At 62.5% G+C, this 19,480-nt stretch carries 18 protein-coding genes; 11 read left to right on the forward strand and 7 right to left on the reverse strand.

The features are described from left to right. The first annotated feature begins 148 nt into the window (after positions 1-148). The 7 genes from scpA to D0T11_RS22135 all read left to right on the forward strand — a co-directional run bounded on the left by scpA (position 149) and on the right by D0T11_RS22135 (position 6,000). The gene (scpA, locus tag D0T11_RS13575; RefSeq protein WP_119656339.1) at positions 149-2,275 is read left to right on the forward strand and encodes a methylmalonyl-CoA mutase; all 2,127 of its coding nucleotides are present in this window, start codon (positions 149-151) and stop codon (positions 2,273-2,275) included. A 27-nt stretch (positions 2,276-2,302) separates the two neighbouring features. Next, entirely contained in the window at positions 2,303-3,244 is a 942-nt protein-coding gene (locus D0T11_RS13580; protein WP_119656340.1) for a DUF2806 domain-containing protein, read from the forward strand. A gap of 14 nt (positions 3,245-3,258) precedes the next feature. Continuing rightward, entirely contained in the window at positions 3,259-3,603 is a 345-nt protein-coding gene (locus D0T11_RS13585) for a hypothetical protein (protein ID WP_119656341.1), read from the forward strand. A gap of 125 nt (positions 3,604-3,728) precedes the next feature. Then, positions 3,729-3,899: a hypothetical protein gene (locus D0T11_RS22570; RefSeq protein ID WP_182888407.1), complete on the forward strand. Its 171-nt coding sequence runs from the start codon at positions 3,729-3,731 to the stop codon at positions 3,897-3,899. Positions 3,900-3,910: 11 nt separating this feature from the next. Continuing rightward, the gene (locus D0T11_RS13590; protein WP_119656342.1) at positions 3,911-5,155 is read left to right on the forward strand and encodes an AAA family ATPase; all 1,245 of its coding nucleotides are present in this window, start codon (positions 3,911-3,913) and stop codon (positions 5,153-5,155) included. Next, a complete protein-coding gene (locus D0T11_RS13595; RefSeq protein ID WP_119656343.1) occupies positions 5,152-5,562 on the forward strand; it encodes a hypothetical protein in 411 nt (136 codons plus the stop codon). The genes D0T11_RS13590 and D0T11_RS13595 overlap by 4 nt, the downstream gene beginning before the upstream one ends. A 3-nt stretch (positions 5,563-5,565) precedes the next feature. Continuing rightward, the gene (locus D0T11_RS22135) at positions 5,566-6,000 is read left to right on the forward strand and encodes a hypothetical protein (protein WP_147374653.1); all 435 of its coding nucleotides are present in this window, start codon (positions 5,566-5,568) and stop codon (positions 5,998-6,000) included. 95 nt (positions 6,001-6,095) lie between these two features. On the opposite strand, the gene D0T11_RS13600 is transcribed toward D0T11_RS22135, so the two are convergent. The 5 genes from D0T11_RS13600 to D0T11_RS13620 form a co-directional block, all read right to left on the reverse strand. After that, on the reverse strand, positions 6,096-6,575 hold the full coding sequence (locus D0T11_RS13600) for an ankyrin repeat domain-containing protein (protein ID WP_119656344.1): 480 nt from the start codon (positions 6,573-6,575) through the stop codon (positions 6,096-6,098). Between the two features lie 898 nt (positions 6,576-7,473). Beyond that, a complete protein-coding gene (locus D0T11_RS13605; RefSeq protein WP_182888401.1) occupies positions 7,474-8,625 on the reverse strand; it encodes an NAD(P)/FAD-dependent oxidoreductase in 1,152 nt (383 codons plus the stop codon). Positions 8,626-8,743: 118 nt separating this feature from the next. Then, positions 8,744-9,406 (reverse strand): DUF2461 domain-containing protein, encoded by a 663-nt coding sequence (locus tag D0T11_RS13610; RefSeq protein WP_182888402.1) that lies wholly within the window; start codon positions 9,404-9,406, stop codon positions 8,744-8,746. A 179-nt stretch (positions 9,407-9,585) separates the two neighbouring features. Next, a complete protein-coding gene (locus tag D0T11_RS13615; protein WP_182888403.1) occupies positions 9,586-10,002 on the reverse strand; it encodes a DUF4174 domain-containing protein in 417 nt (138 codons plus the stop codon). Positions 10,003-10,108: 106 nt separating this feature from the next. Next, positions 10,109-11,083: an alpha/beta hydrolase gene (locus tag D0T11_RS13620; RefSeq protein WP_119656348.1), complete on the reverse strand. Its 975-nt coding sequence runs from the start codon at positions 11,081-11,083 to the stop codon at positions 10,109-10,111. A 155-nt stretch (positions 11,084-11,238) separates the two neighbouring features. Here D0T11_RS13620 and D0T11_RS13625 point away from each other — a divergent pair, with 155 nt between their 5' ends. The 3 genes from D0T11_RS13625 to D0T11_RS13635 all read left to right on the forward strand — a co-directional run bounded on the left by D0T11_RS13625 (position 11,239) and on the right by D0T11_RS13635 (position 14,001). Beyond that, a complete protein-coding gene (locus D0T11_RS13625) occupies positions 11,239-11,997 on the forward strand; it encodes a L,D-transpeptidase family protein (protein ID WP_119656349.1) in 759 nt (252 codons plus the stop codon). 33 nt (positions 11,998-12,030) lie between these two features. Continuing rightward, the gene (locus D0T11_RS13630; protein WP_119656350.1) at positions 12,031-12,591 is read left to right on the forward strand and encodes an NUDIX hydrolase; all 561 of its coding nucleotides are present in this window, start codon (positions 12,031-12,033) and stop codon (positions 12,589-12,591) included. A gap of 312 nt (positions 12,592-12,903) precedes the next feature. Continuing rightward, positions 12,904-14,001: a YncE family protein gene (locus D0T11_RS13635; RefSeq protein WP_119656351.1), complete on the forward strand. Its 1,098-nt coding sequence runs from the start codon at positions 12,904-12,906 to the stop codon at positions 13,999-14,001. Between the two features lie 162 nt (positions 14,002-14,163). Here the strand turns inward: D0T11_RS13635 and D0T11_RS13640 are convergent, their stop codons facing one another. Then, positions 14,164-15,564, reverse strand: coding sequence for a DUF5723 family protein (locus D0T11_RS13640; RefSeq protein WP_119656352.1), 1,401 nt, complete (start codon positions 15,562-15,564; stop codon positions 14,164-14,166). Between the two features lie 75 nt (positions 15,565-15,639). On the opposite strand from D0T11_RS13640, the gene meaB reads away from it, so the two are divergent. Continuing rightward, positions 15,640-16,617: a methylmalonyl Co-A mutase-associated GTPase MeaB gene (gene meaB / locus D0T11_RS13645; RefSeq protein WP_119656353.1), complete on the forward strand. Its 978-nt coding sequence runs from the start codon at positions 15,640-15,642 to the stop codon at positions 16,615-16,617. Positions 16,618-16,750: 133 nt separating this feature from the next. Here the strand turns inward: meaB and D0T11_RS13650 are convergent, their stop codons facing one another. After that, positions 16,751-19,354 (reverse strand): DUF5916 domain-containing protein, encoded by a 2,604-nt coding sequence (locus D0T11_RS13650; RefSeq protein WP_147374654.1) that lies wholly within the window; start codon positions 19,352-19,354, stop codon positions 16,751-16,753. Positions 19,355-19,480 lie beyond the last annotated feature (126 nt).

Below are 19,480 nucleotides of genomic sequence, written 5' to 3' on the forward strand. Positions count from 1 at the left end.
GTGAAACATTAAAAATCCCCTAATCCACCCTTTCACTTTGGCGAATTGAGAAGCCGAATGAGGAAGTGTCCCGCCGCTCAGTACAGCCCCGTACGCCCGCTTGGCTCTCTCATTTTTAATTCTTAATTCTCAATTTTTAATTAAAAAAATGCGCCCCGACTTCTCCCAGATAGCCTACGACGCCGCCCAGCTGCCCGCGCCGGCCGCTGCTCCCACTTCCGATACCACCACCACGCCCGAGGGCATCACGCTCAAGCCGTTCTACACGGCCGCCGATGTGCAGCACCTGAGCCACCTGGGCTTCGGGGCGGGCATCGCGCCTTATCTGCGCGGGCCGTACAGCTCGATGTATGTGCAGAAACCCTGGACGGTGCGCCAGTACGCGGGTTTTAGCACGGCCGAGGAAAGCAACGCCTTCTACCGCCGCAACCTGGCCGGCGGGCAAAAGGGCCTGAGCGTGGCCTTCGATTTGGCCACCCACCGGGGCTACGACTCCGACCACCCCCGGGTGGAGGGCGACGTGGGCAAGGCCGGCGTGGCCATCGATTCGGTGGAGGATATGAAGCTGCTGTTCGATGAGATTCCGCTCGACCAGATGTCGGTGAGCATGACCATGAACGGGGCCGTGCTGCCCATTATGGCCTTTTACATTGTGGCGGCCGAGGAGCAGGGCGTGGGGCCGGAGAAGCTGGCGGGCACCATTCAGAACGATATTCTGAAGGAGTTCATGGTGCGCAACACCTACATCTACCCGCCGCTGCCGAGCATGCGCATCATTGCCGATATTTTCGAATACACGGCCGCCCACATGCCCAAGTTCAACTCCATCAGCATCTCGGGCTACCACATGCAGGAGGCCGGTGCCACCGCCGACCTGGAGCTGGCCTACACGCTGGCCGACGGCCTGGAGTACGTGCGGGCCGGCCTAGCGGCGGGGCTCAAGATTGATGATTTCGCGCCCCGGCTGTCTTTTTTCTGGGCCATTGGCATGAACCACTTCATGGAAATAGCCAAGCTCCGGGCCGGCCGCCTGCTGTGGGCCAAGCTCATTCAGCAGTTCAACCCGCAGAACCCGAAAAGCCTGGCCCTGCGCACCCACTGCCAGACCTCGGGCTACTCGCTCACCGAGCAGGACCCGTTCAATAACGTGGCCCGCACGGCCGTGGAGGCCATGGCGGCCGTGCTCGGCGGCACCCAGAGCCTGCACACCAACGCCCTCGACGAAGCCATTGCCCTGCCCACCGACTTCTCGGCCCGCATTGCCCGCAATACCCAGCTGTATTTGCAGCACGAAACCGACGTAACCCGCGTGGTGGACCCCTGGGGCGGCTCCTACTACGTGGAAACCCTCACCCACGAACTGGCCGACAAGGCCTGGGCCCTGATGGCCGAAGTGGAGGAGCTGGGCGGCATGGCCAAGGCCATCGAAACCGGCCTACCCAAAATGCGCATCGAGGAAGCCGCCGCCCGCAAACAGGCCCGCATCGACTCGAACAAGGAAATTGTGGTGGGCGTGAACCGCTACCGCCCCTCCGAGGAGCAGCCAATCGACGTGCTCGACATCGACAACGCGGCCGTCCGCGAGTCGCAGATTGCCCGCTTGCAGCATACCAAAGCCAACCGCGACGAAACCGCCGTGCAGGCGGCGCTAACGGCCCTCACGGATGCGGCCCGTGACGAGAACGGCAACCTGCTGGCCTTGGCCGTGGATGCGGCCCGCTTGCGCGCCACGCTGGGCGAGATTTCGGATGCTTTGGAGAAGGTGTACGGCCGCCACCAGGCTACCATCCGGGCTATTTCGGGCGTTTATTCGCAGGAGATGAGCTACGACGAGCAGTTTGCCAAGGCCCGCGAGGCGGCCGATGCCTTTGCCGTGCGCGAAGGCCGCCGCCCCCGCATGATGGTGGCCAAAATGGGCCAGGACGGCCACGACCGGGGCTCCAAAATCATTGCCACCTCCTTCGCCGACGTGGGGTTCGACGTGGACATTGCGCCCCTGTTCCAGACCCCCGACGAGGTGGCCCGCCAAGCGGCCGAAAACGACGTGCACGTAGTAGGCGTGAGCAGCCTGGCCGCCGGCCACAAAACCCTGATTCCTCAGCTGCTCGCGGAGCTCAAGCAACTCGACCGCGCCGATATCCTCGTTATTGCCGGCGGCGTCATCCCGGCCCAGGACTACCAGTTTCTCTTCGATGCCGGTGTGGCCGGCGTGTACGGCCCCGGCACCGTCATTGCCGTAGCGGCGCAGGAGATTTTGGGGAAGTTGGGGGAGTAGATTCCTTCTGTTAAATCACATATCATTATGGACCCAATTAACGCTGGCTTAGCTATTGCCACAACAGGCACAGCTTTATTAGGAGCAAAAGCAGCTTCCCCAATTATCATCGCTCTCTTAGATAAATTATCGGAAGCCTCAGGTATCATATTCAAACCTTGGCAAATTCGCCGTAATGCTCTCGCCGAAGCTGATGCCGCAACTATAAAAGCTGCCGCTGATATTAGAATCGGTTTAATGAAAAGCAATTTTGATCAAAATGCGCAAGAGCTTATTTTAAGAGCTGAAGCAACGCGTATGATACAAGCTATGCGCGAACAGCAAAACATTGATACTATTGTCTATAATGCTTTAGAAAATATAAACGAGAAGGCACCTATAGATGAGATAGACGCGGATTGGGTAAATAATTTTTTCGATAAAGCCAGGCTTTTTTCTAACGAAGATATACAGAACCTTTGGTCGCAGATTTTAGCAGGCGAGATTAATAGGCCAAGTACATTCTCTCGCAGAACTATTAACACTTTATCGGACCTCGATAAAGAAGATGCAGAATTATTCAGAAATCTTTGTTCATTTACAGTTAAAGACGAAGAAGGAGAAAATATAGCCATAATTCTTAATGTAAACGGCGATATATATAAAGAACAAAAAATAAATTATACGGCTATTTCTCATTTAGATAGCATAGGCTTGATAAACCTTGAACACGGAAGAGGTGTTGCTATTCCATTCAATGAAAACAAACGCAAATTCACATATTTTGAAAATGAAATAAATATTTCATTGCGTGATGATAGTGAAAACAAACGAATTAATTTAAATATAGGATTTGTAGTTTTGACCAAAGTTGGACAAGAGTTATCTAAGATATCTCAACCTGTTGAGAATATTAATTTTATAGATTATTTAGCAAACAATTGGAGTGACATGATATTTAATGCAAGCAAAAAGGACTTGCCGCAATAATTATTATAAAAACCATGCTCATCCCCACCCACGACCAACTCGACGCCGACATTGACTACTTCGCTACCGACCCCAACGGCCACATCCTGCACTTAGCTTCGGGCGGCGGGGTGCTGCCGGGCTCGGTAGCCGCCTCGCATACCGATTTGCTGGCGCTGCACCAGCATTTCCTGACGCGGCCGGAAACCGGGGCGGCGCAGCTGGCGGAAGGCGTCGATACGGCCGAAGCATCCGGCGCGGCCCGCTACGTGCCCCTATTGACGGCCAGTTATCTGTCGTTCACCATTCCGGCGACACCAAAACACCTGCGCCAGCAATACCTGACTTACTGTTCGGGGGCATCAAGCGGTAAGCGATAGGTAGGCATCAAGTGTATATGTATTAGCTAATAGCTCCCTCAATGGCCGCATACAGGGCCTTTTCGGCGTTGCCGCGTGTATATGTAGTGCATATGTATTAGCACATCTGCCGAGCCAACTGTAACTTGAGCCGTTGCTGCTCCAACCGCGAAGATATCCTCGTTATTGCCGGCGGCGTCATCCCGGCCCAGGACTACCAGTTTCTCTTCGATGCCGGCGTGGCCGGCGTGTACGGCCCCGGCACCGTGATTGCCATTGCCGCCCAGGAGATTCTGACGAAGCTGGAGGAATCGTAATATCTTTCATTATGACTGAACGCCTCATCATCCGCAACTTTGCCGGGCTCGATAATATTGATATCGAGCTTGGGCGAATCAATATTTTCATCGGCCCGCAGGCTAGTGGAAAGAGCGTGTGCGTGAAGTGTCTGTATTTCTTTAAAGGCTGCATTAATAGTTTGCTTCGCCAAGCTATCCAGCCGCAGTTTGTAGTTGAAGACCTAGCAACCCTCTTCGCGGCAGGGTTTAGGGTCATGTTCGAGCCCACGGCTTTTCAGTCAGACTCCCTGTTACGCTATTCGAATGGCGACAATTTTATTCAGTTGTCGGGTAATGCCGCGCAGCTGAATGTCACCTATTCTCATTTCTATGCGGACCTTTTCAGCAGAGCAAAACAGGCAGTAGCGTCGCGCCCGAACTCCTCCCCTGAGGAGGCGGCTTTTGCCGACACCGCCTTATACATGCGGTTCAAACAGTCGGCCGCCCAAACGCTGGGGCTTTTTGGGACCAGTACGCTGCTTTTCGTGCCGGCTAGCCGGGCGGCTTATACTGTTGTCGACGAGCCCCGTTTGGATACTCCTTTCTCATCAGATCATTTCATCAACTATTTCCGCCCCTTCTATAATGCGTTTCGGCGCAACGAACCTACGACTGGCCAGGAGCTGGGCAATTCGTTAATAAACAAGCTTACCAACGACGTGTTAGGGGCCGAATTCAGACGGGAGGAGGAAGAGGAGTTTCTTGTGCAGGCTCGCGGAAACAGAACGCCTCTCCACATTACCTCATCCGGCCAACAGGAGGTCTTGCCGGTAGTTCTTACCCTCCGTTACCTGTCCCTAGCGGCCCGCCGCGAACCAGAGGTTGCTATTATAGAAGAGCCCGAGGCCCACTTGCACCCTACAGCCCAAAATGCCTTAGCTCAACTAATGGCGGCTGTCTACAATACGCGGAAGGCACCCCTACAATTATTCCTCACTACGCACACACCCTATCTGTTAACGGCTTTCAATAATCTGATTTATGCAGGCCAATTGGCTCAGTCTCTTCCTGAAGGCTCCCCCAATCTGGCTCAATTAGAGGCGACTGTACCTGCTGCGTTGCGGTTACAGATCGGGGATTTTCGAGTATACGCCTTGGAAAATGGGCAAGCTTCTCTACTGATCGACAACGAATTAGGATTGCTCAGAGCTGACACGCTTGATAAAGTATCTGATATAACGGCTGAGCAATTCGGGGACCTTATGGCGCTAGACCCTTCTACTTACGCAGAATGAATATTCCGCCAATCACTCCTGTTAAGCACCCCATTATCTCCGTCAAAACACCCCGCGCAACCAGCACCTTCACTCTGCTCAATCCGCGACGTTTGGCCGTAACCGTATTGGAGCCGGAACAGTTTTTTCCGATTGGGGAGTTGAATTGCGACTTTGTTTTTCAGGCTCCCGAAGCGCCGGCTGAAATTTACGTGGAACTGAAAGGCAGCAACTTCCCGCACGCCCTCGACCAACTGGCTCATACCATGCGGTTGTTAAAATCGTCTTTACGCCCGAAGCATTGCTTCGTAGTGATTCGTCGCTCACCAAGCATGGATGCCAAAATGCAACGGCTTCTGTTGGACTTTGGTCGGCGGAACAACTGTACTATCCGGACCAAAACGCAACACTGCGAGCATTACATTTAAGATATGTGCATCTCCGACATCGACCAAGAAATTTCTGATATTGATTGGTTTGCTGCCGACAAGGATGGGCGCATTCTGCATTTGGCTTCGGCTGGGGGAGTATTGCCGGAATCAGTAGCGGCTTCGCAACAGAATCTGCTTTTGTTGCATCAGTACTTCCTGGAACTTCCAGAGGCAGGAACAGCTATTATGGCCATTGAACCTAAATCTGGAATCAGGTATGACAGCTTCCTGCGCTACGCAAGGCGGGGCTTATACTCCTTCGACAAGGTCGATCTACATAACCGCTTGGATTCGCGCTACCAGCTGGTGGCCCGCCCGGCGGTGCCGCTGCTGCTAACCGAACTGCCCCCGGAGCTGGCGCAGCTGCTGCACCGCACCCAACTGCCCGGCTCGGTAGCGAACCTCGCCGGCCTCCAGGTGGCGGATATTACCTGAGGACTGGGCTACGGCCGTCCGGTACACGCCAACGCCCCGCCTCCCGGCAAACCGGAGGGCGGGGCGTTGGGCGTTTCGGGAGGAGCGGGTTGGGGCTACTCGGGCAGTACCGTCAGGGCGTGGTCGTTGCCTTTTTGGCGGGCCAGGTCGCGGGCCGATTGGCCTTTGTTGTCGCGCAGGGTCGCGTCGGCCCCGGCGGCGAGGAGCAGATCCAGGAACTCGTGGCGGCCGAACAGCACGGCGAACATGAGGGCCGTGCTGCCCTCGCCGTTGCGGGCGTTGAGCGCGGCCCCGTGGTCGAGCAGCAGCTGGGCCATGCCGGTATGGCCCTTGAACGCGACGCCCATCAGCACGGTATTGCCGCCGCCAACGGGCTGGTTGGGGTTGGCCCCGCCGGCGAGCAGGGCGCGGGTGGCGTCGAGGTGGGCATCGTAGGTGGCCAGCACGAGGGGCGTGAAGCCGCGGCCGTCGGGGGCGTTGGCATCGGCCCCTTCGGCCAGCAGGCGTTCAATGGCAGGCACATCGCCGGAGCGGGCGGCGGTAATTAACTGGTCGTGGAGGGCCGTGGCAGACATAAGCGGGTTGGACTGATTGAGGGCGGCCGGTTGAAAGCAACGTGCCGCCGGAAAGCGCGAAGGGACACCGTATCGGATTATTCCTTACGGACTACCCAGGCCCCTCATACGGCTGAAGTGCGCCAGGGATTCCGGCCCGGTGCCGTCGGCAAGGTACGCTCCTATGCCCCGGCCAACCCTGCCCCGGCTGGCACCAGCGCCCACCAGCGCCCGGCGGCGGACTCAGCCAGCACAACCAGCAGCCAGAGTAGCCTGACGTGCCGGTAAAGCGGCCCGCAGAGCAAGCCCCGAAAGAGCGATTCTCAAGTCGGGGTACCCTATCCGTTCTGGCGTTGCGCCGCCTGATGCGCCGCCTGATGCGCGGCAGGAAAAGAAGCAAGGGAGCCGGATAACGAGACGTAGACCCCAACCCGGGAACCACTCCAGTTAGCCCGACGTAGGGGTGGGGCTCCGCAACCCGGGGTATCCAGGAAAAAAAACCGATGAACTCCCCCAATCGCCGGTTGAGCTGCCGGCGGGCACGCCCTCCCCCCCCTTCCGCCCGCCCCTCCCTGCCACCACCTGCCAGGGGCTCAGCATCTGGGAGAGTATCGGCGAAAAAAACGTGCTAACCCCACACGTCTGGAGAGTAGCGGCGAAAAAATAGTGGTAACCCCACACATCTGGAGAGTAGCGGCGAAAAAATAGTGCTGACCCCACCAGAATTTTCCGGGCGTGGCCCACTGCTTGGCAGCCGGCACGCGTGCGGCTTTCGGGCTCAGTTGGGCCAGTACCCACCCGGGCGCGCGCGGCGGCCGACCGCCCCAGCAGCACTTGGCGTGTTTGCGTTGCGGGGCCAGCCCGTTTCATCCGGGCGTTGGGCTTCAGGCGACGGCTAGTTGGCCTACTCTTACTACTCCTACGCCATAGCCCGCACCAGCACCCGGCGCAGCGGGGGCCACTGGGCGGCCCGGAACGCACCTTCGACCAGCCAGGGGGCGCGGGCCAGCAGGCGCATGAGGCGGTAGCGGCGGGCCAGGTCGCGGCCCAGGCGGCGCTGCACGGCGGCGGCGTAGGGCGCGAGGGACTCGGGGCCGAAGGTGTTGGCGGCGCAGCAGCGGGCGGCGTGCTCGGCGGCCAGCAGCCCACTGATAACGGCCGTATCGATGCCGTGGCCCTGCAAGGGGTCGATGAGGGCGGCCGCGTCGCCGCAGAGCAGGGCGCGGGGGCCGGTGAGGGGCCGGCTGGAGCCACCCAGCGGCAGGCCGAAGCCCTGGATGGGCGTGAGCTGGCGGGCCTGGGTGAAGCGCGGCACCAGGKGGGGGKGGGTTTCGAGCAGCTCCTGCAACACCCGTTTCAGGTCGAGTTTCTGGCGCGCCACATCCGAGGAGAGCATGCCGAAGCCCACGTTGAAGCGACCCGCGCCCACCGGAAACACCCAGCAGTAGCCGGCCCGGTAGCGGCCCAGAAACAGAAAGTCGCTGGTGGTGGCGGGCACGTCGGCTACTTGCTCAAAATAGGCCCGCACGGCGGCGCAGTGGCGGGCGCGGTCGAGGGGGGCGGGGGCCAGGGCGCGGGCCACGGCCGAGTGCGCCCCGTCGCAGCCGATGAGCAGACGGGCCGTGAGGCGGGTACCGTCGGCGAGCTGCACGGCCGCGCCGGCCGCATCGGCCGAAACGGTTTTGACGGGGCTGTTTTCGCGGATGTCGGTGGCGGTGTGGCGGCGCACGAGCGTGAGCAGGGCGTCATCGAAATGCAGGCGCGGCGAGTTGAAAGCGGGGGCCTGCCAATGCACGCTCACGCCGGTGCCGGCCGGCGACACGAGGCGGCTGGTGCGCATATCGGTGCGGTATCCGGCCGTGAGCGCGCGCAGCTCGGCGGCCCAGGCGGGGTTGAGGCGGGTGAGGGCCTTGAGGGCGGGGCTGGGAATGGCGTCGCCGCACACCTTGTCGCGCGGGAATTGGGCCTTGTCGAGCAGGCCCACCCGCAGGCCGCTGCCGGCCAGCCCCAGGGCGCAGGCCGTGCCCGCCGGCCCCGCGCCCACTATCAGCACATCGTAATTGTAGGGCATTTTCTGGGGTGAGGAGGGAATGGGGTGGAAAGGCAAAGAACGGTCATGCTGAGCGAAGCGGAGCGGAGTCGAAGCATGACCGTTCTTTCTTATCTCGCACCTCCCCTCCTCCCCACTGCTACCCTTCCACTGCCTCCCGCAAAAAGTCAGCGAACGGGCGCAGGGCGCGGAAGGCGGCGGGGACGTACTCGGCCAGGTTGAGCTGGCGGGCCGTGGCATCGGGCACACTGTGCGACACGACGAAGCTTTTGTGTTTGAGGTACCCGATGTCGGGGTGGTCGGCGGGGTAGCCGGCGGGCGGGCGCTTGAGCTGCTCGCCTTCGAGGCCCGGGAAAAACTGCCGGAACGCGGGGGCCTCCAGAATGCGGTGCAGGGCGGGGCCGTTGTAGTCGATTTCCTGGCGGATGCGGGCCAGCTGCTCCTTTTCGGGCTGGTAGATACCGCCGGCCAGCATCGTCTGGCCGTTGGGGCCGAGCTGGAAGTAGTAGCCGGGGCCGGCGCTCTGCTTGCCGCCCGCCGCGAAATAGGCGCTGAAGTGGGTTTTGTAGGGGTCTTTGCGCTTGGCAAACCGCACGTCGCGGTAGATGCGGAAGATGCACTTTTTGGGCTCCAGCGTAGCCAGGGCCGGCTCCTCGGCGGCCAGGGCGGCCAGTATCTGCCCCACCAGCACCTCAAATTCGCGCCGGAGCTGGTCGTAGGTCGGCTTGCGGGCCTGGAACCACTCCCGCTCGTTGTGCTGGGCAAGGTCGGCGAGAAAGTTGAAAAGGGCAGACTGGTTCATAGACGGCAAAGGTAGCGGCAGCAGTGGGTAGTTGTCACTGCTGTTACGCAGCCGAAGAACGATGTAGGGTGCGGCGGCAGTCAACCCAAACCCAATGGTGCGTAACAGCAGGTTGTCAGTTATCAGAAAGCACGTCATGCTTCGCTGCGCTCTGCATGACGTGCTTTCTGACAGCCGCTCTACCTGACCCGCTTCATTTCCTGGCGGCGCATAAACATGCCGTCGATGGTGGCAAAGAGGGCGGCGGGGGCAACCGGCGCGGTATCGCGCCGCTTCACGCCCCCGTCTTTACCAAGGAGCAGCACCCGGAACGCATCCGGCGAGCCGCCCAGCTGGCGCAGGTAGTTGCGGTCGGCGGCCGGCAGGCTGGCCCAGGGCAGCTCCCGCACCAGCAGGTCGCGCTCGGTGAGGCCGGCGCGGGCGGGTTGCAGCAATGCGCGCTGCTTGAGCAGCCGGGCATCGGTGGCCGTGGGCGCGCAGATAAGCAGCACCCGCTGCCGCCAACGGGCCGCTTTTACCCTGCTGGCCAGGGAGGCCGCAGGCGCGGTTTGGGCCTGAGCAGGGCCGGCGGGCAACACTGGTAGAGTCAGCAGCAACAGAACAGCTATCCGGATCAGCATGTGCCCTTAACGCCGGCGGGGCCGGAGTGGTGCCCGGCTTGTTCGGCGGGCGCAAGGGGGGGCGTCCTGGCTTCGGCTTTCTTTATTGGGGCGAAGCAGTTGCTTGCCCAACCTGGTCGGCCAGCCACCGAAACAGTGCGGCGTAGGCAGCGGCCCGTACTTCGGGCACAGACAGAAAAACGTCGTGGATGGCCTCGGGAACGGCTTGCAGCGTAACGTGCGGCCCCAGGCGCGGGGCGAGGCGGCGGATGTCGGCCACGTTGAGCACGATGTCGGCGCGGCGGAACGCTTCCCGCCACTGCCGGCCGCCGGTGCTCCGTTCGGCGTGCAGCACCAGCACCGGCAGCGGCAGTGCCAACCCCTGCCCCACCTGCCGCTGCCCCCGCCGGATGGCTCCCAGCCAACCCGCATTCACCCCAAACACCTGGTTGGGCTTCCAGGCTAAGTCGTACTCCCACTCGCCCCGGTAGGCCTGGTGCAGGCTCTGGCCGTAGGTATCGGGCAGGCCGGCGGGCAGGGGCAGGTTGGGCAGCACCCGGCCCAGGCCGCCGGCCAGGGGTGCGGCCACCTTGCGCCGCAGCCAGGGCTGGTTGAGGGCCAGAAACGGACTATTGAGCACCAGCGCCGCGAGGCCGGCCGGGTGGCGCGCCGCGTACAGGGCCGTAATCAGCCCGCCGGTAGAGTGGCCGCTGAGCACGGGGCGGGTGTGGCCGGCGGCCCGGATCTGGTGCAGGGCCGCATCGAGGTCGGGGAAGTATTCGGCCAGGTCGCGCACGTTGTTGGGGCGCTGGTGGGGCAGCAGAGCCCGGCCGTACTTGCGCAGGTCGAGGGCGAAGAAGTGGTAGCCGTGGGCGGCGTACTGCTCGGCCATTTCGCGCTGGAAGAAGTAGTCGTTGAAGCCGTGCACGTAGAGCACGGCCCCGGCGGCGGGCGCGGTGGGCGGGGGCAGGTAGCGCACCAGCACGGCCTGCACGGGGCCTTCGTAGTCGGGGGGTTGGGGCAGCACCAGCGGTTGAAAGGCCGGGCCAAGGGGGTCGGGAGAAGCAGCTTCCTTCATAAGAGCGAGTCTACGCAGAAATAGCGAATCCAACAATTTGGCCCTCGCGCTATATACTACCGCACCGGTTGGCGTCGTTAGGGCTGCGCGGACCGACCTAACCGGCCACGCCTCCTTCCTTCCTTCCTTCCTTCCTTCCTTCCTTCCTTCCTTCGATGCGCATTCTCCTGTTTCTGGCCCTGGCCCTGGCGGCGGCCCTGGTGGCCCGCTCGGCCACCCAGCAGCCCGAACCCGACCCGGCCTTCCGCGCCGGGCAGCTCCGCTACCCCCGGGTACGCGACGCTTATGCCCGGTATCAGGCGCCGGTGCAGGTGCTGCTGCGCCGCAACGGGCTGATGCCCGAGCGGCTGGAGCTGTTCGTGCGGGCCTTTAAGCTGGGGCGACGGGTGGAAGTGTGGGGGCGCAACCAGGGCACGGGGCCGTTTGTGCTGCTGCGCACCTTGCCGCTGGCCGGCACCTCGGGCACGCTCGGACCCAAGCGCCAGGCCGGCGACGGCCAGATTCCGGAGGGCTTCTACGCCGTCAACCGCTTCAACGCTCACAGCGAGTACCTGCTTTCCCTGGGCCTCGACTACCCCAACGCCGCCGACCAGCTGCGCACCGCCCCCGGCCTCGACCCCGGCGACAATATTTTCGTGCATGGCTCGACCGAAACCATCGGCTGCCTGCCCATCACCGACGCGGGCATCCGGGAGCTGTACGTGCTGGCCGTGGAGGCCCGCGCCGCCGGGCAGCTCAGCATTCCGGTGCACATTTTTCCGTTCGAGTTGACGCCCGACCAGCTGACCCGGCGCCTGCAAAGCCCCCACCTGGCGTTCTGGCGGGAGCTGGCCCCGGGCTACCAGTACTTCGAAACCCACCACGAGCTGCCCACCGTGACGGTGGCGGCCACCGGCACCTACGTGGTGCGCTGAACCAGGCCGGCCCCGCCGGCGTACCTTGCAGCTATGTCCCAGCTGCTGTCCATTCACGATTTTCCCCTGCCCCACACCCTGCGCGACTCGGCCGTACTCGTGCCCGTATTCCGCGACGCGGCCGGGGAAGTGCAGGTAGTCATGGTTCGCCGCACAGCCTTTGGCGTCCACGGCGGGCAGCTGGCCTTCCCCGGCGGCAAGCCCGAGCCAGCTGATGCCGATTTGCGCGCTACGGCCCTGCGCGAAGCGTTCGAGGAAGTACACCTGCCGCCCGCGCACGTGCAGGTGCTGGCCGCCCTGCCCACCGTGCCCGTGCCCAGCGGCTACCGCATCAGCCCGTTTCTGGGCCGGATTGAGCGGCCCGCCCGCTGGCAGTGGCAGGCCCGGGAGGTGGACGAGGTGCTGGAAATCCCGCTCCGCCACCTCGCCGATGAGCTGAACCACGTGGAAGAAACCTGGGAGCTATCCGGCTGGCCCGGCCCGCGCCGGGTACCCTTCTACCGCGTCGGGGCCGATTACCCGCTCTGGGGGGCCAGCTACCGCATCATCCAGCCCCTGATTCCGCGCCTGCTGGCCGGGGAGTGGCAGGTTTAGGGGAGCAGTGAGTAGTGAGTAGTGAGTAGTGAGTAGTGAGTATCGGTACGGAACCAAGTATAAACAGAACGTCATTCTGAGCATGTGGCGCATCAAGCCAGTGTGCGGAGCCGTAGTCGAAGAATCTCGCGTGCTGACGTTGGGTGACGAATCAACAAAGCGGTAGAGATTCTTCGACTACGGCTCCGCACACTGGCTTGATGCGCCACATGCTCAGAATGACGCTCCTCTTTGCCCTGCTCACCTCATCACCCCCTTACCCCAAACTGGCACGATATTGCCTTTCCATCCAGCATGACTACTTTTTCCGCCATGAAACGACTTCCTATTCTCGCCCTGCTGCTGGCGTTGCTGTTGCCCGGTGTGGTACTGGCCCAGCGGGAGCAGTCCGTGTGGCTGTTCGGGCAGCAGGCGGGGCTGAGCTTCCCGGCCGACGGGGGCACCCCGACTCCGCTGCTCACCAGCAAGATGACCACCTACGAGGGCTCGGCCGTGGCCACCAACCAGCAGGGCCAGCTGCTGTTCTACACCAACGGCGAGTTCATCTTCAACCGCCAGCACCAGGTGATGCCCAACGGCCGCAAGCTGATGGGCTCCAACTCCAGCACCCAGAGCGCCCTGATTGTGCCCGACCCAGGCAGCGGCAACGTGTTCTACGTCTTCACGGTGGGAGCCCAGGGCGGCTCCAACGGCCTGCGCTATTCCACCCTCGACATGACCCGCGACCAGGGCCTGGGCGACGTGGTGCGCATGAACGCCCTGCTCGTGTCGCCGGTGGCCGAGAAGCTGGCCGCCGTGCGCCACCAGAACGGCCGCGACGTGTGGGTGGTGGCCCACCGCTGGAATTCCAACGCCTTCGTGAGCTTCCTGGTAACGGCCGACGGGGTGCAGAGTAAGCCCGTGATGAGCAACGTGGGCAGCATGCACGCCGGTCCCGGCCGCAACGCCATCGGGGCCATGAAATTCTCGCCCGACGGCCGCCAGCTGGCCGTGGCCCTCTGGCGCGAGGCCAACAAGTACGAAGTGTTCGACTTCGACCGCAGCACTGGTAAAGTGGGCAACGTGAAGAGCTTCGCCCCCTACCCCGAAGCCTACGGCGTGGAGTTTTCGGCCGATGGCAGCAAGCTCTACGGCTCCAGCAACGGCGAAGGCGGCGGCGAGGCCCAGATCTACCAGTTCGACCTGAAAACGGGCAAGGCGGTGGTTATCGGCAAATCGGCCAACCGTAAAGTGGGCTCCCTCCAGCGCGGCCCCGACGGCAACATCTACGTGGCCCGCGAAGACAACCAGTTCCTGGGCCTCATTCAGAACCCCAACTCCGAGGCCGCCAAGTACGTGGACGACGGCCTCAAGCTCGGCGGCCGCCGCAGCAAGCTCGGCCTGCCCAACTTCATCACCGAACCGAAGTAAGTAAGTAAGTAAGTGAAAGAGTGAGGCAGTAAAAGAACGGTCATCCTGAGCGAAGGATCCTGTTACGCATGAACGATTATCGGTTCAACGACCCGTTCCCACGTGATAGGATCCTTCGCTCCGCTCAGGATGACCGTTCTTTTGTTACTTCCTCCCTCAACGCTATTGGCTCTTGCCGCCCAGCTTAAACCGCAGAAACCCACCGGCTACCGACAGATACGGGTTTTGGGAAGTCAGGGCGCCTACCACGTCGCGGGTGCTGAGGCCGGCTTCGTAGAACGAAGTGGTGAACGTGATGCCCAGCGGGATGCTCAGGCCGTAGCCCGCGCCGCCGGTCAGGCCACTGCTCAGGCGCACCCAGCGCACGGGTTTGTAGTCGAGACCGGCACCGATGAAGGGGGAGGTCAGGTTGCCGGCCACGCTGTTCAGGGGCAGGGTCACGTCGAGGCCGGCTTCAAAATACTCACTGATGCGCAGGCCCGCCCCGGCCCGCAGCTTGGTGGGCAAGTCGGCGCGACGCTCCTGGCCGGCCTGGTACTGAAACAGGCTGTCGGTGCCCGAGGCGAAGATTTCGGCGGCCTCTTTGATGAAATTGTAGCTCCCGATACCGCTGGAGTTGAGGCGCTTGAGCTTCTGGTCGTTGGCCGTGAGCAGGTTGCCGGTCCAGGTCAGGTGGCCCAGATCGGTGAGGGCCAGGCCCAGGCGCAGGGCCTTGCCCACCTCGGCGGCCAGGCCCAGATCAAAGCCGTGCCCCTCCCCGACCGGCTGGAGGCCCGAGCCGGTTTTGAGGTTGAAGCTGGGGTTGCTCCCCAGGCTACCGTAGTCGATAGCAAACACCGGCGACATGGAGCTGTAGGCCTGAATATTGCCCGGCTGCACCCGGATATCGATGATGCCCACGCCCTGAATGTAGCGGTAGCCCGCCCCGCCCGAGAGCTTGAACAGGGGCTGGTCGATGAGGCGGGTGCCCCAGGCCAGGTTGAACTCGTTGAGGGCCGCGAACTGTATTTCGGTCCCGGCCAGCGCCTCGGATACCAGCGGAATGTTGCCGGTTGCCGCCGCCGTATAAACCGGGGCATCGCGGCCCAGGAAGGCAATTTCGGCCGCGTTCTGGTTCAGCCCCACATGCCCGGCCGTGCGGATACGGTTGCTGATGGCCACGCCCCCGATAACGGGCAGCTGCACGGCCAGCCCAAACGTGGTGATGTCGGCGTTGAAGTTGGCCGCGTTGTCGGACGTAAATGCCCGGGCCAGGTCCTGCTTCTGAGCCAGCGGGAGGCTTTCGTTGGTGTTATACACGAATTTGCGCAGCTGCTGGCGCGTGAGCGAGCGGGAGCTGAAGCCGGCCCCCACCTCGCCAATAGTGAAGGCGACCGTGGCCCCGCCCACCCGCCCCAGGTTGGCCGGGTTGATGCCGATAGCCTGGTAGTCGGAGGCAAACGTGGTGGCCACTCCACCCCGGCCAGTGGCCGTGAAGTTGCTCAGCTCATTCTGGGCCAGCCCGGCAACGGGCAGCGCCAGCAGGCCGGTGGCGGTCAGGAGCAACGGCAAAAAACGGTTCATAGGCAGAAATTGAGGCGCAGGCCGTAGCTTGCGCAGCTAGCGGCGCCAAAGATAACGCCCCATTCCGCTTCCCCCGTGCCCAGACGCTTTTCCGCTTCCGAATACATTGATGGCATCCTGGCCGGCAACCGCGTGCTGCTGAGCCGGGCCATTACGCTGGTCGAGAGCACGCTGCCTTCGGATCAGGCGCTGGCCCAGCAGGTGCTGGATGCGGTGCTGCCCCACGCGGGCCGCTCGGTGCGGGTGGGCATTACGGGGGTACCGGGCGTGGGCAAAAGCACGTTTATTGAGGCCCTGGGCCTGCATCTGGTGCGCGAGCGGGGCCACCATCTGGCCGTGCTGGCCGTGGACCCCACCAGCCAGCGCAGCGGCGGCAGCATCCTGGGCGACAAAACCCGCATGAACGAGCTGGCCGCCCACCCCCGGGCCTTCATCCGCCCCTCGCCGGCCGGCCGGAGCCTGGGCGGCGTCACGCGCAGCACCCGCGAGGCCCTGGTACTCTGCGAAGCGGCGGGCCACGACGTGATTTTCGTGGAAACCGTGGGCGTGGGCCAGAGCGAAACCGCCGTGCACGGCATGGTCGATTTCTTCCTGCTGCTGATGCTGGCCGGAGCCGGCGACGAGCTCCAGGGCATCAAAAAAGGCATCATGGAAATGGCCGATGCCATCACCATCACCAAGGCCGACGGCGGCAACGAGCTGGCCGCCCGCCGGGCCCGGGCCGAGTACCAGAATGCGCTGCACCTGTTTCCGCTGGCTCCCTCGCAATGGAGCCCCGAGGTCACCATCAGCTCGGCCCTCACGGGCCAGGGCGTGCCCGAGGTGTGGCAGGTGCTGGAAAAATACGTGGCCCAAACCCAGGAAAACGGCTACTTCGCCCAGCGTCGCCAGGAGCAGAACCTGCACTGGCTCCACGAAACCATCCGCCAGAGCCTGGAAGCGCAGTTTTACGCCCGCCCCGCCGTGCGCGAACGGCTGGCCGCCGTGGAACAGGCCGTGCGCGAGGGGCGCCAGTCGGCCTTCGGGGCGGCCGGGGAATTGCTGGAGTTGTAAGGGTTGTAAGGGTTGTAGCGCGAACGTCCGTTTCGCGACGAGCAAAGCGGGTATCCGAGACCGGACCAGACGAATCCGACGCGGGGGAACTCGCTTTGCTCGTCGCGAAACGGACGTTCGCGCTACGTGCCCTCTACCCCCGCTTCGGGCGCAGCATCAGGTAATCGAGATAGTAGAGGATTTTGATGGACACGTTGTTGTTGTGGGGCGTGTTGATGGTGTTGCTCAGGTTGCTGAAGTAGAGCGGCGTGGCTTCGTTGGCTTCCAGGAACGAGGAGCCCGCGTTTTTCCAGACGATGCTCACCTGGGAGCCCGGCGCGAACCACCACGCGTACACTGCGTCCACGTTGAAGGCGTTGAACGTGTTGTCGCGGTTGCGGCGGTAGTCCACCAGGGTTTCCTCCCCGTTCGGGCTCAGGCGGGCAAAGTCGCGGTAGTTCACGGTGCTGGTGTAGTGGCGGGTGCGAATGGTGAGCGACATGCGGTTATTGAACGTGTAGCCCCCCGACAGCGTGTTGATGACCGTGACCACCCGGCGGCGGCCCAATAGCACATCGTCGGGGTACTGGCGGCGGAAGCCGGCATCGGCGACATATTCGTTGTCGAGGCCGCCATTCACGTAGCCGATCTGGTTTTCGCGCAGGCTCCAGCTGAGGTTGTAGCGGAAGTTGAGCTGGTTGCTGACGCGGTAGCGGGGCGAAATGCCCCAGTTGTAGCTCATGCGGCGCGGGCGCGGCAGGCGCTCGTCCTGGGCGGACCCGCGCACGCCCGCGTTCAGGTCCAGGGCCAGCTTTTTGCGGTAATCCGAGTACAGAAAGCCGCCCAGACCAGCGTTGGCCGGCACCCGCACGTAGTAGTTGCCCAGCGGGTACTGACGGGGCTCGTAGTAGTCGTGGGTCACCGGGTTGAGGTCGAAGTTGACGCCCGTCGTGAGGAAGCTTTTGGTGAAGGTAGTGCTGGCCTCCCCGGAGATATTCGCGTTCTGGTAGCGGGTAGGCTTGTAGAGCAACGAGTGGCTCAGCCCGACCCAGGATCTGAAATTGTTCACCTTCCAGAACGGATTGTACTTGTTGTAGCTCAGGCTGGCGTACTGGGAGATGTTGTTGTTGCCGAACAGGATGCCCAGGTCGTTGGGATTGTAGGTATCCGACTCGATGCCCTGGCCCACGTTCCAGGTGAGGTTGCCGCTGATTTTGCTGACACCGATCTGGTACTTATAGCCGTTCTGGTCATCGATGGGCGTTTCGGAGCCGAAGGTGGTGCCCCGGCGGCGCGAGTACACCACCCGCCCGTCCACGGCGTAGGAGTTCTGCTTGTTGGCAAAGCGGAACAGGCCGCCCGTCACGTTGGCATCGTAGGTGCTGCCCCAGCGCGTGACGTTGGTGTTGATGAGCGAGACGTAGGAGTTGTTTTTCAGGCTCTGATCCAGCACCATAATGTTGTAGTTGCTGAAAGGCTGAGTGAGCACCTCCCGCTCGCGCCCGTCCACCGAGTCACGCACGGTGGCGTACACGTCGTTGCTCAGGGCGTTGAACACCCCGATGCCCAGCCCTTTGCTGGTACGGCCCGATATTTTGGTGGCGTTGAGCAGGCGCGTCACGCCGGGGTTGCTCACCACTGCTTCGCCCGGCCGCCGCTGGCCGTCGGGGGCCATTTTGCCGGCCCGCAGCTGGCCCCGCACGCCCCCGAACCCGATGGGCTGGGCGCCCACGCGCCGCGAGTAAAACAGGTCGCCTTTGTTGAACAGCTCAGTGCCTTCGGTGAAGAACTGCCGGTTCTCCTGAAACTGCACCTCGAAGGGCGAGAGGTTGAGTACCTGGTTGTCGCTCTGCACCTGCCCAAAATCGGGCACCAGCGTGGCATCCAGGGTAAAGCTCTCATTGATGCCCCACTTCACGTCGGCCCCGCCGTTGAAGCTGGTGCTGCTGTTGCGGGTGCCCTGCTCGTTGTAGGGGTAGTGGTTCACGTAGCCCGACACGTAGGGCGTGAGCGAGAGGCGCAGCGGGGGCTTGATGTCGCGCAGGCCCTTGAGTTCCCCCCACTGGTTGACGAACCCATCCACGGCAGGCTTCACCTCGTTCCAGAAGAAGGCCTGGTTGTCGCGCTTGCGCTGGCGCATAAAGTTCAGGCCCCAGAGCTGCTCGGCCGCTTTGCTGAAGCGGATGGCCGAGTACGGAATCCGCATTTCGGCCACCCAGTCGGTGCCGCGCAGGGCCGTGCGCGATTCCCACACGGCGTTCCAGTTGAAATCCTCGCCCCCGGCCGGCGAGTAGCGCGCGTCGCTCTGCACGCCGCCGGTGCTCACGAAGAAGCCGTAGCCGTTGATTTTATCGTGGTAGGTATCGAGGAAAATCCCGAAGAAATCGGTGTTGCCGAAGTCGTCGCGGGCCGTGAGCTCGCGCATGATGGAGTCCGGCGACACGTCGTGCATGATGGCCCCGATGTAGAGGTTGGCATCGTCGTAGAGCACGCGCACTTCGGTGGGGTGCTTCTCGTGGGGACCGGGGTTGGGCCGGTTCTGAATGAAGTCGGTGGCCAGCGGGGCCTGCTGCCAGATGGCCTCGTCGAGCTGTCCATCGAGCTTGATGCTTTCCGTGATGCGCAGGGCCTGGAGCTGGCGCTTGGGAGCCGGCACGGCCGCCGCCGCCGCCGTAGCTGCCGTCGTCGTCGACTGGGCACGGGCCGGACCAGCCAGCAGCGCACTCATCAGGACTAAGAGAATCCAATAATACTTCACAACACAACGGGTAAAATGATCTAACAAATGGATGGGGCAAGTGCAGGAGGCAGCGCGCCGGGCCGTGAAGAGGAGCACGGACCGGCCGGAAAAACGGGCATTATGCCGCCATAGATGCGGTCGAAA

Source organism: Hymenobacter rubripertinctus (assembly GCF_003583925.1).
In the GTDB taxonomy this organism is placed as follows: domain Bacteria; phylum Bacteroidota; class Bacteroidia; order Cytophagales; family Hymenobacteraceae; genus Hymenobacter; species Hymenobacter rubripertinctus.

Excerpts from the sequence above, each read along its gene's own strand:
- scpA (WP_119656339.1), top strand. The coding sequence starts at position 149 with ATGCGCCCCGACTTCTCCCAGATAGCCTACGACGCCGCCCAGCTGCCC.
- D0T11_RS13580 (WP_119656340.1), top strand. The coding sequence starts at position 2,303 with ATGGACCCAATTAACGCTGGCTTAGCTATTGCCACAACAGGCACAGCT.
- D0T11_RS13585 (WP_119656341.1), top strand. The coding sequence starts at position 3,259 with ATGCTCATCCCCACCCACGACCAACTCGACGCCGACATTGACTACTTC.
- D0T11_RS13590 (WP_119656342.1), top strand. The coding sequence starts at position 3,911 with ATGACTGAACGCCTCATCATCCGCAACTTTGCCGGGCTCGATAATATT.
- D0T11_RS13595 (WP_119656343.1), top strand. The coding sequence starts at position 5,152 with ATGAATATTCCGCCAATCACTCCTGTTAAGCACCCCATTATCTCCGTC.
- D0T11_RS22135 (WP_147374653.1), top strand. The coding sequence starts at position 5,566 with ATGTGCATCTCCGACATCGACCAAGAAATTTCTGATATTGATTGGTTT.
- D0T11_RS13600 (WP_119656344.1), bottom strand. The coding sequence starts at position 6,575 with ATGTCTGCCACGGCCCTCCACGACCAGTTAATTACCGCCGCCCGCTCC.
- D0T11_RS13610 (WP_182888402.1), bottom strand. The coding sequence starts at position 9,406 with ATGAACCAGTCTGCCCTTTTCAACTTTCTCGCCGACCTTGCCCAGCAC.
- D0T11_RS13620 (WP_119656348.1), bottom strand. The coding sequence starts at position 11,083 with ATGAAGGAAGCTGCTTCTCCCGACCCCCTTGGCCCGGCCTTTCAACCG.
- D0T11_RS13625 (WP_119656349.1), top strand. The coding sequence starts at position 11,239 with ATGCGCATTCTCCTGTTTCTGGCCCTGGCCCTGGCGGCGGCCCTGGTG.
- D0T11_RS13630 (WP_119656350.1), top strand. The coding sequence starts at position 12,031 with ATGTCCCAGCTGCTGTCCATTCACGATTTTCCCCTGCCCCACACCCTG.
- D0T11_RS13635 (WP_119656351.1), top strand. The coding sequence starts at position 12,904 with ATGAAACGACTTCCTATTCTCGCCCTGCTGCTGGCGTTGCTGTTGCCC.
- D0T11_RS13640 (WP_119656352.1), bottom strand. The coding sequence starts at position 15,564 with ATGAACCGTTTTTTGCCGTTGCTCCTGACCGCCACCGGCCTGCTGGCG.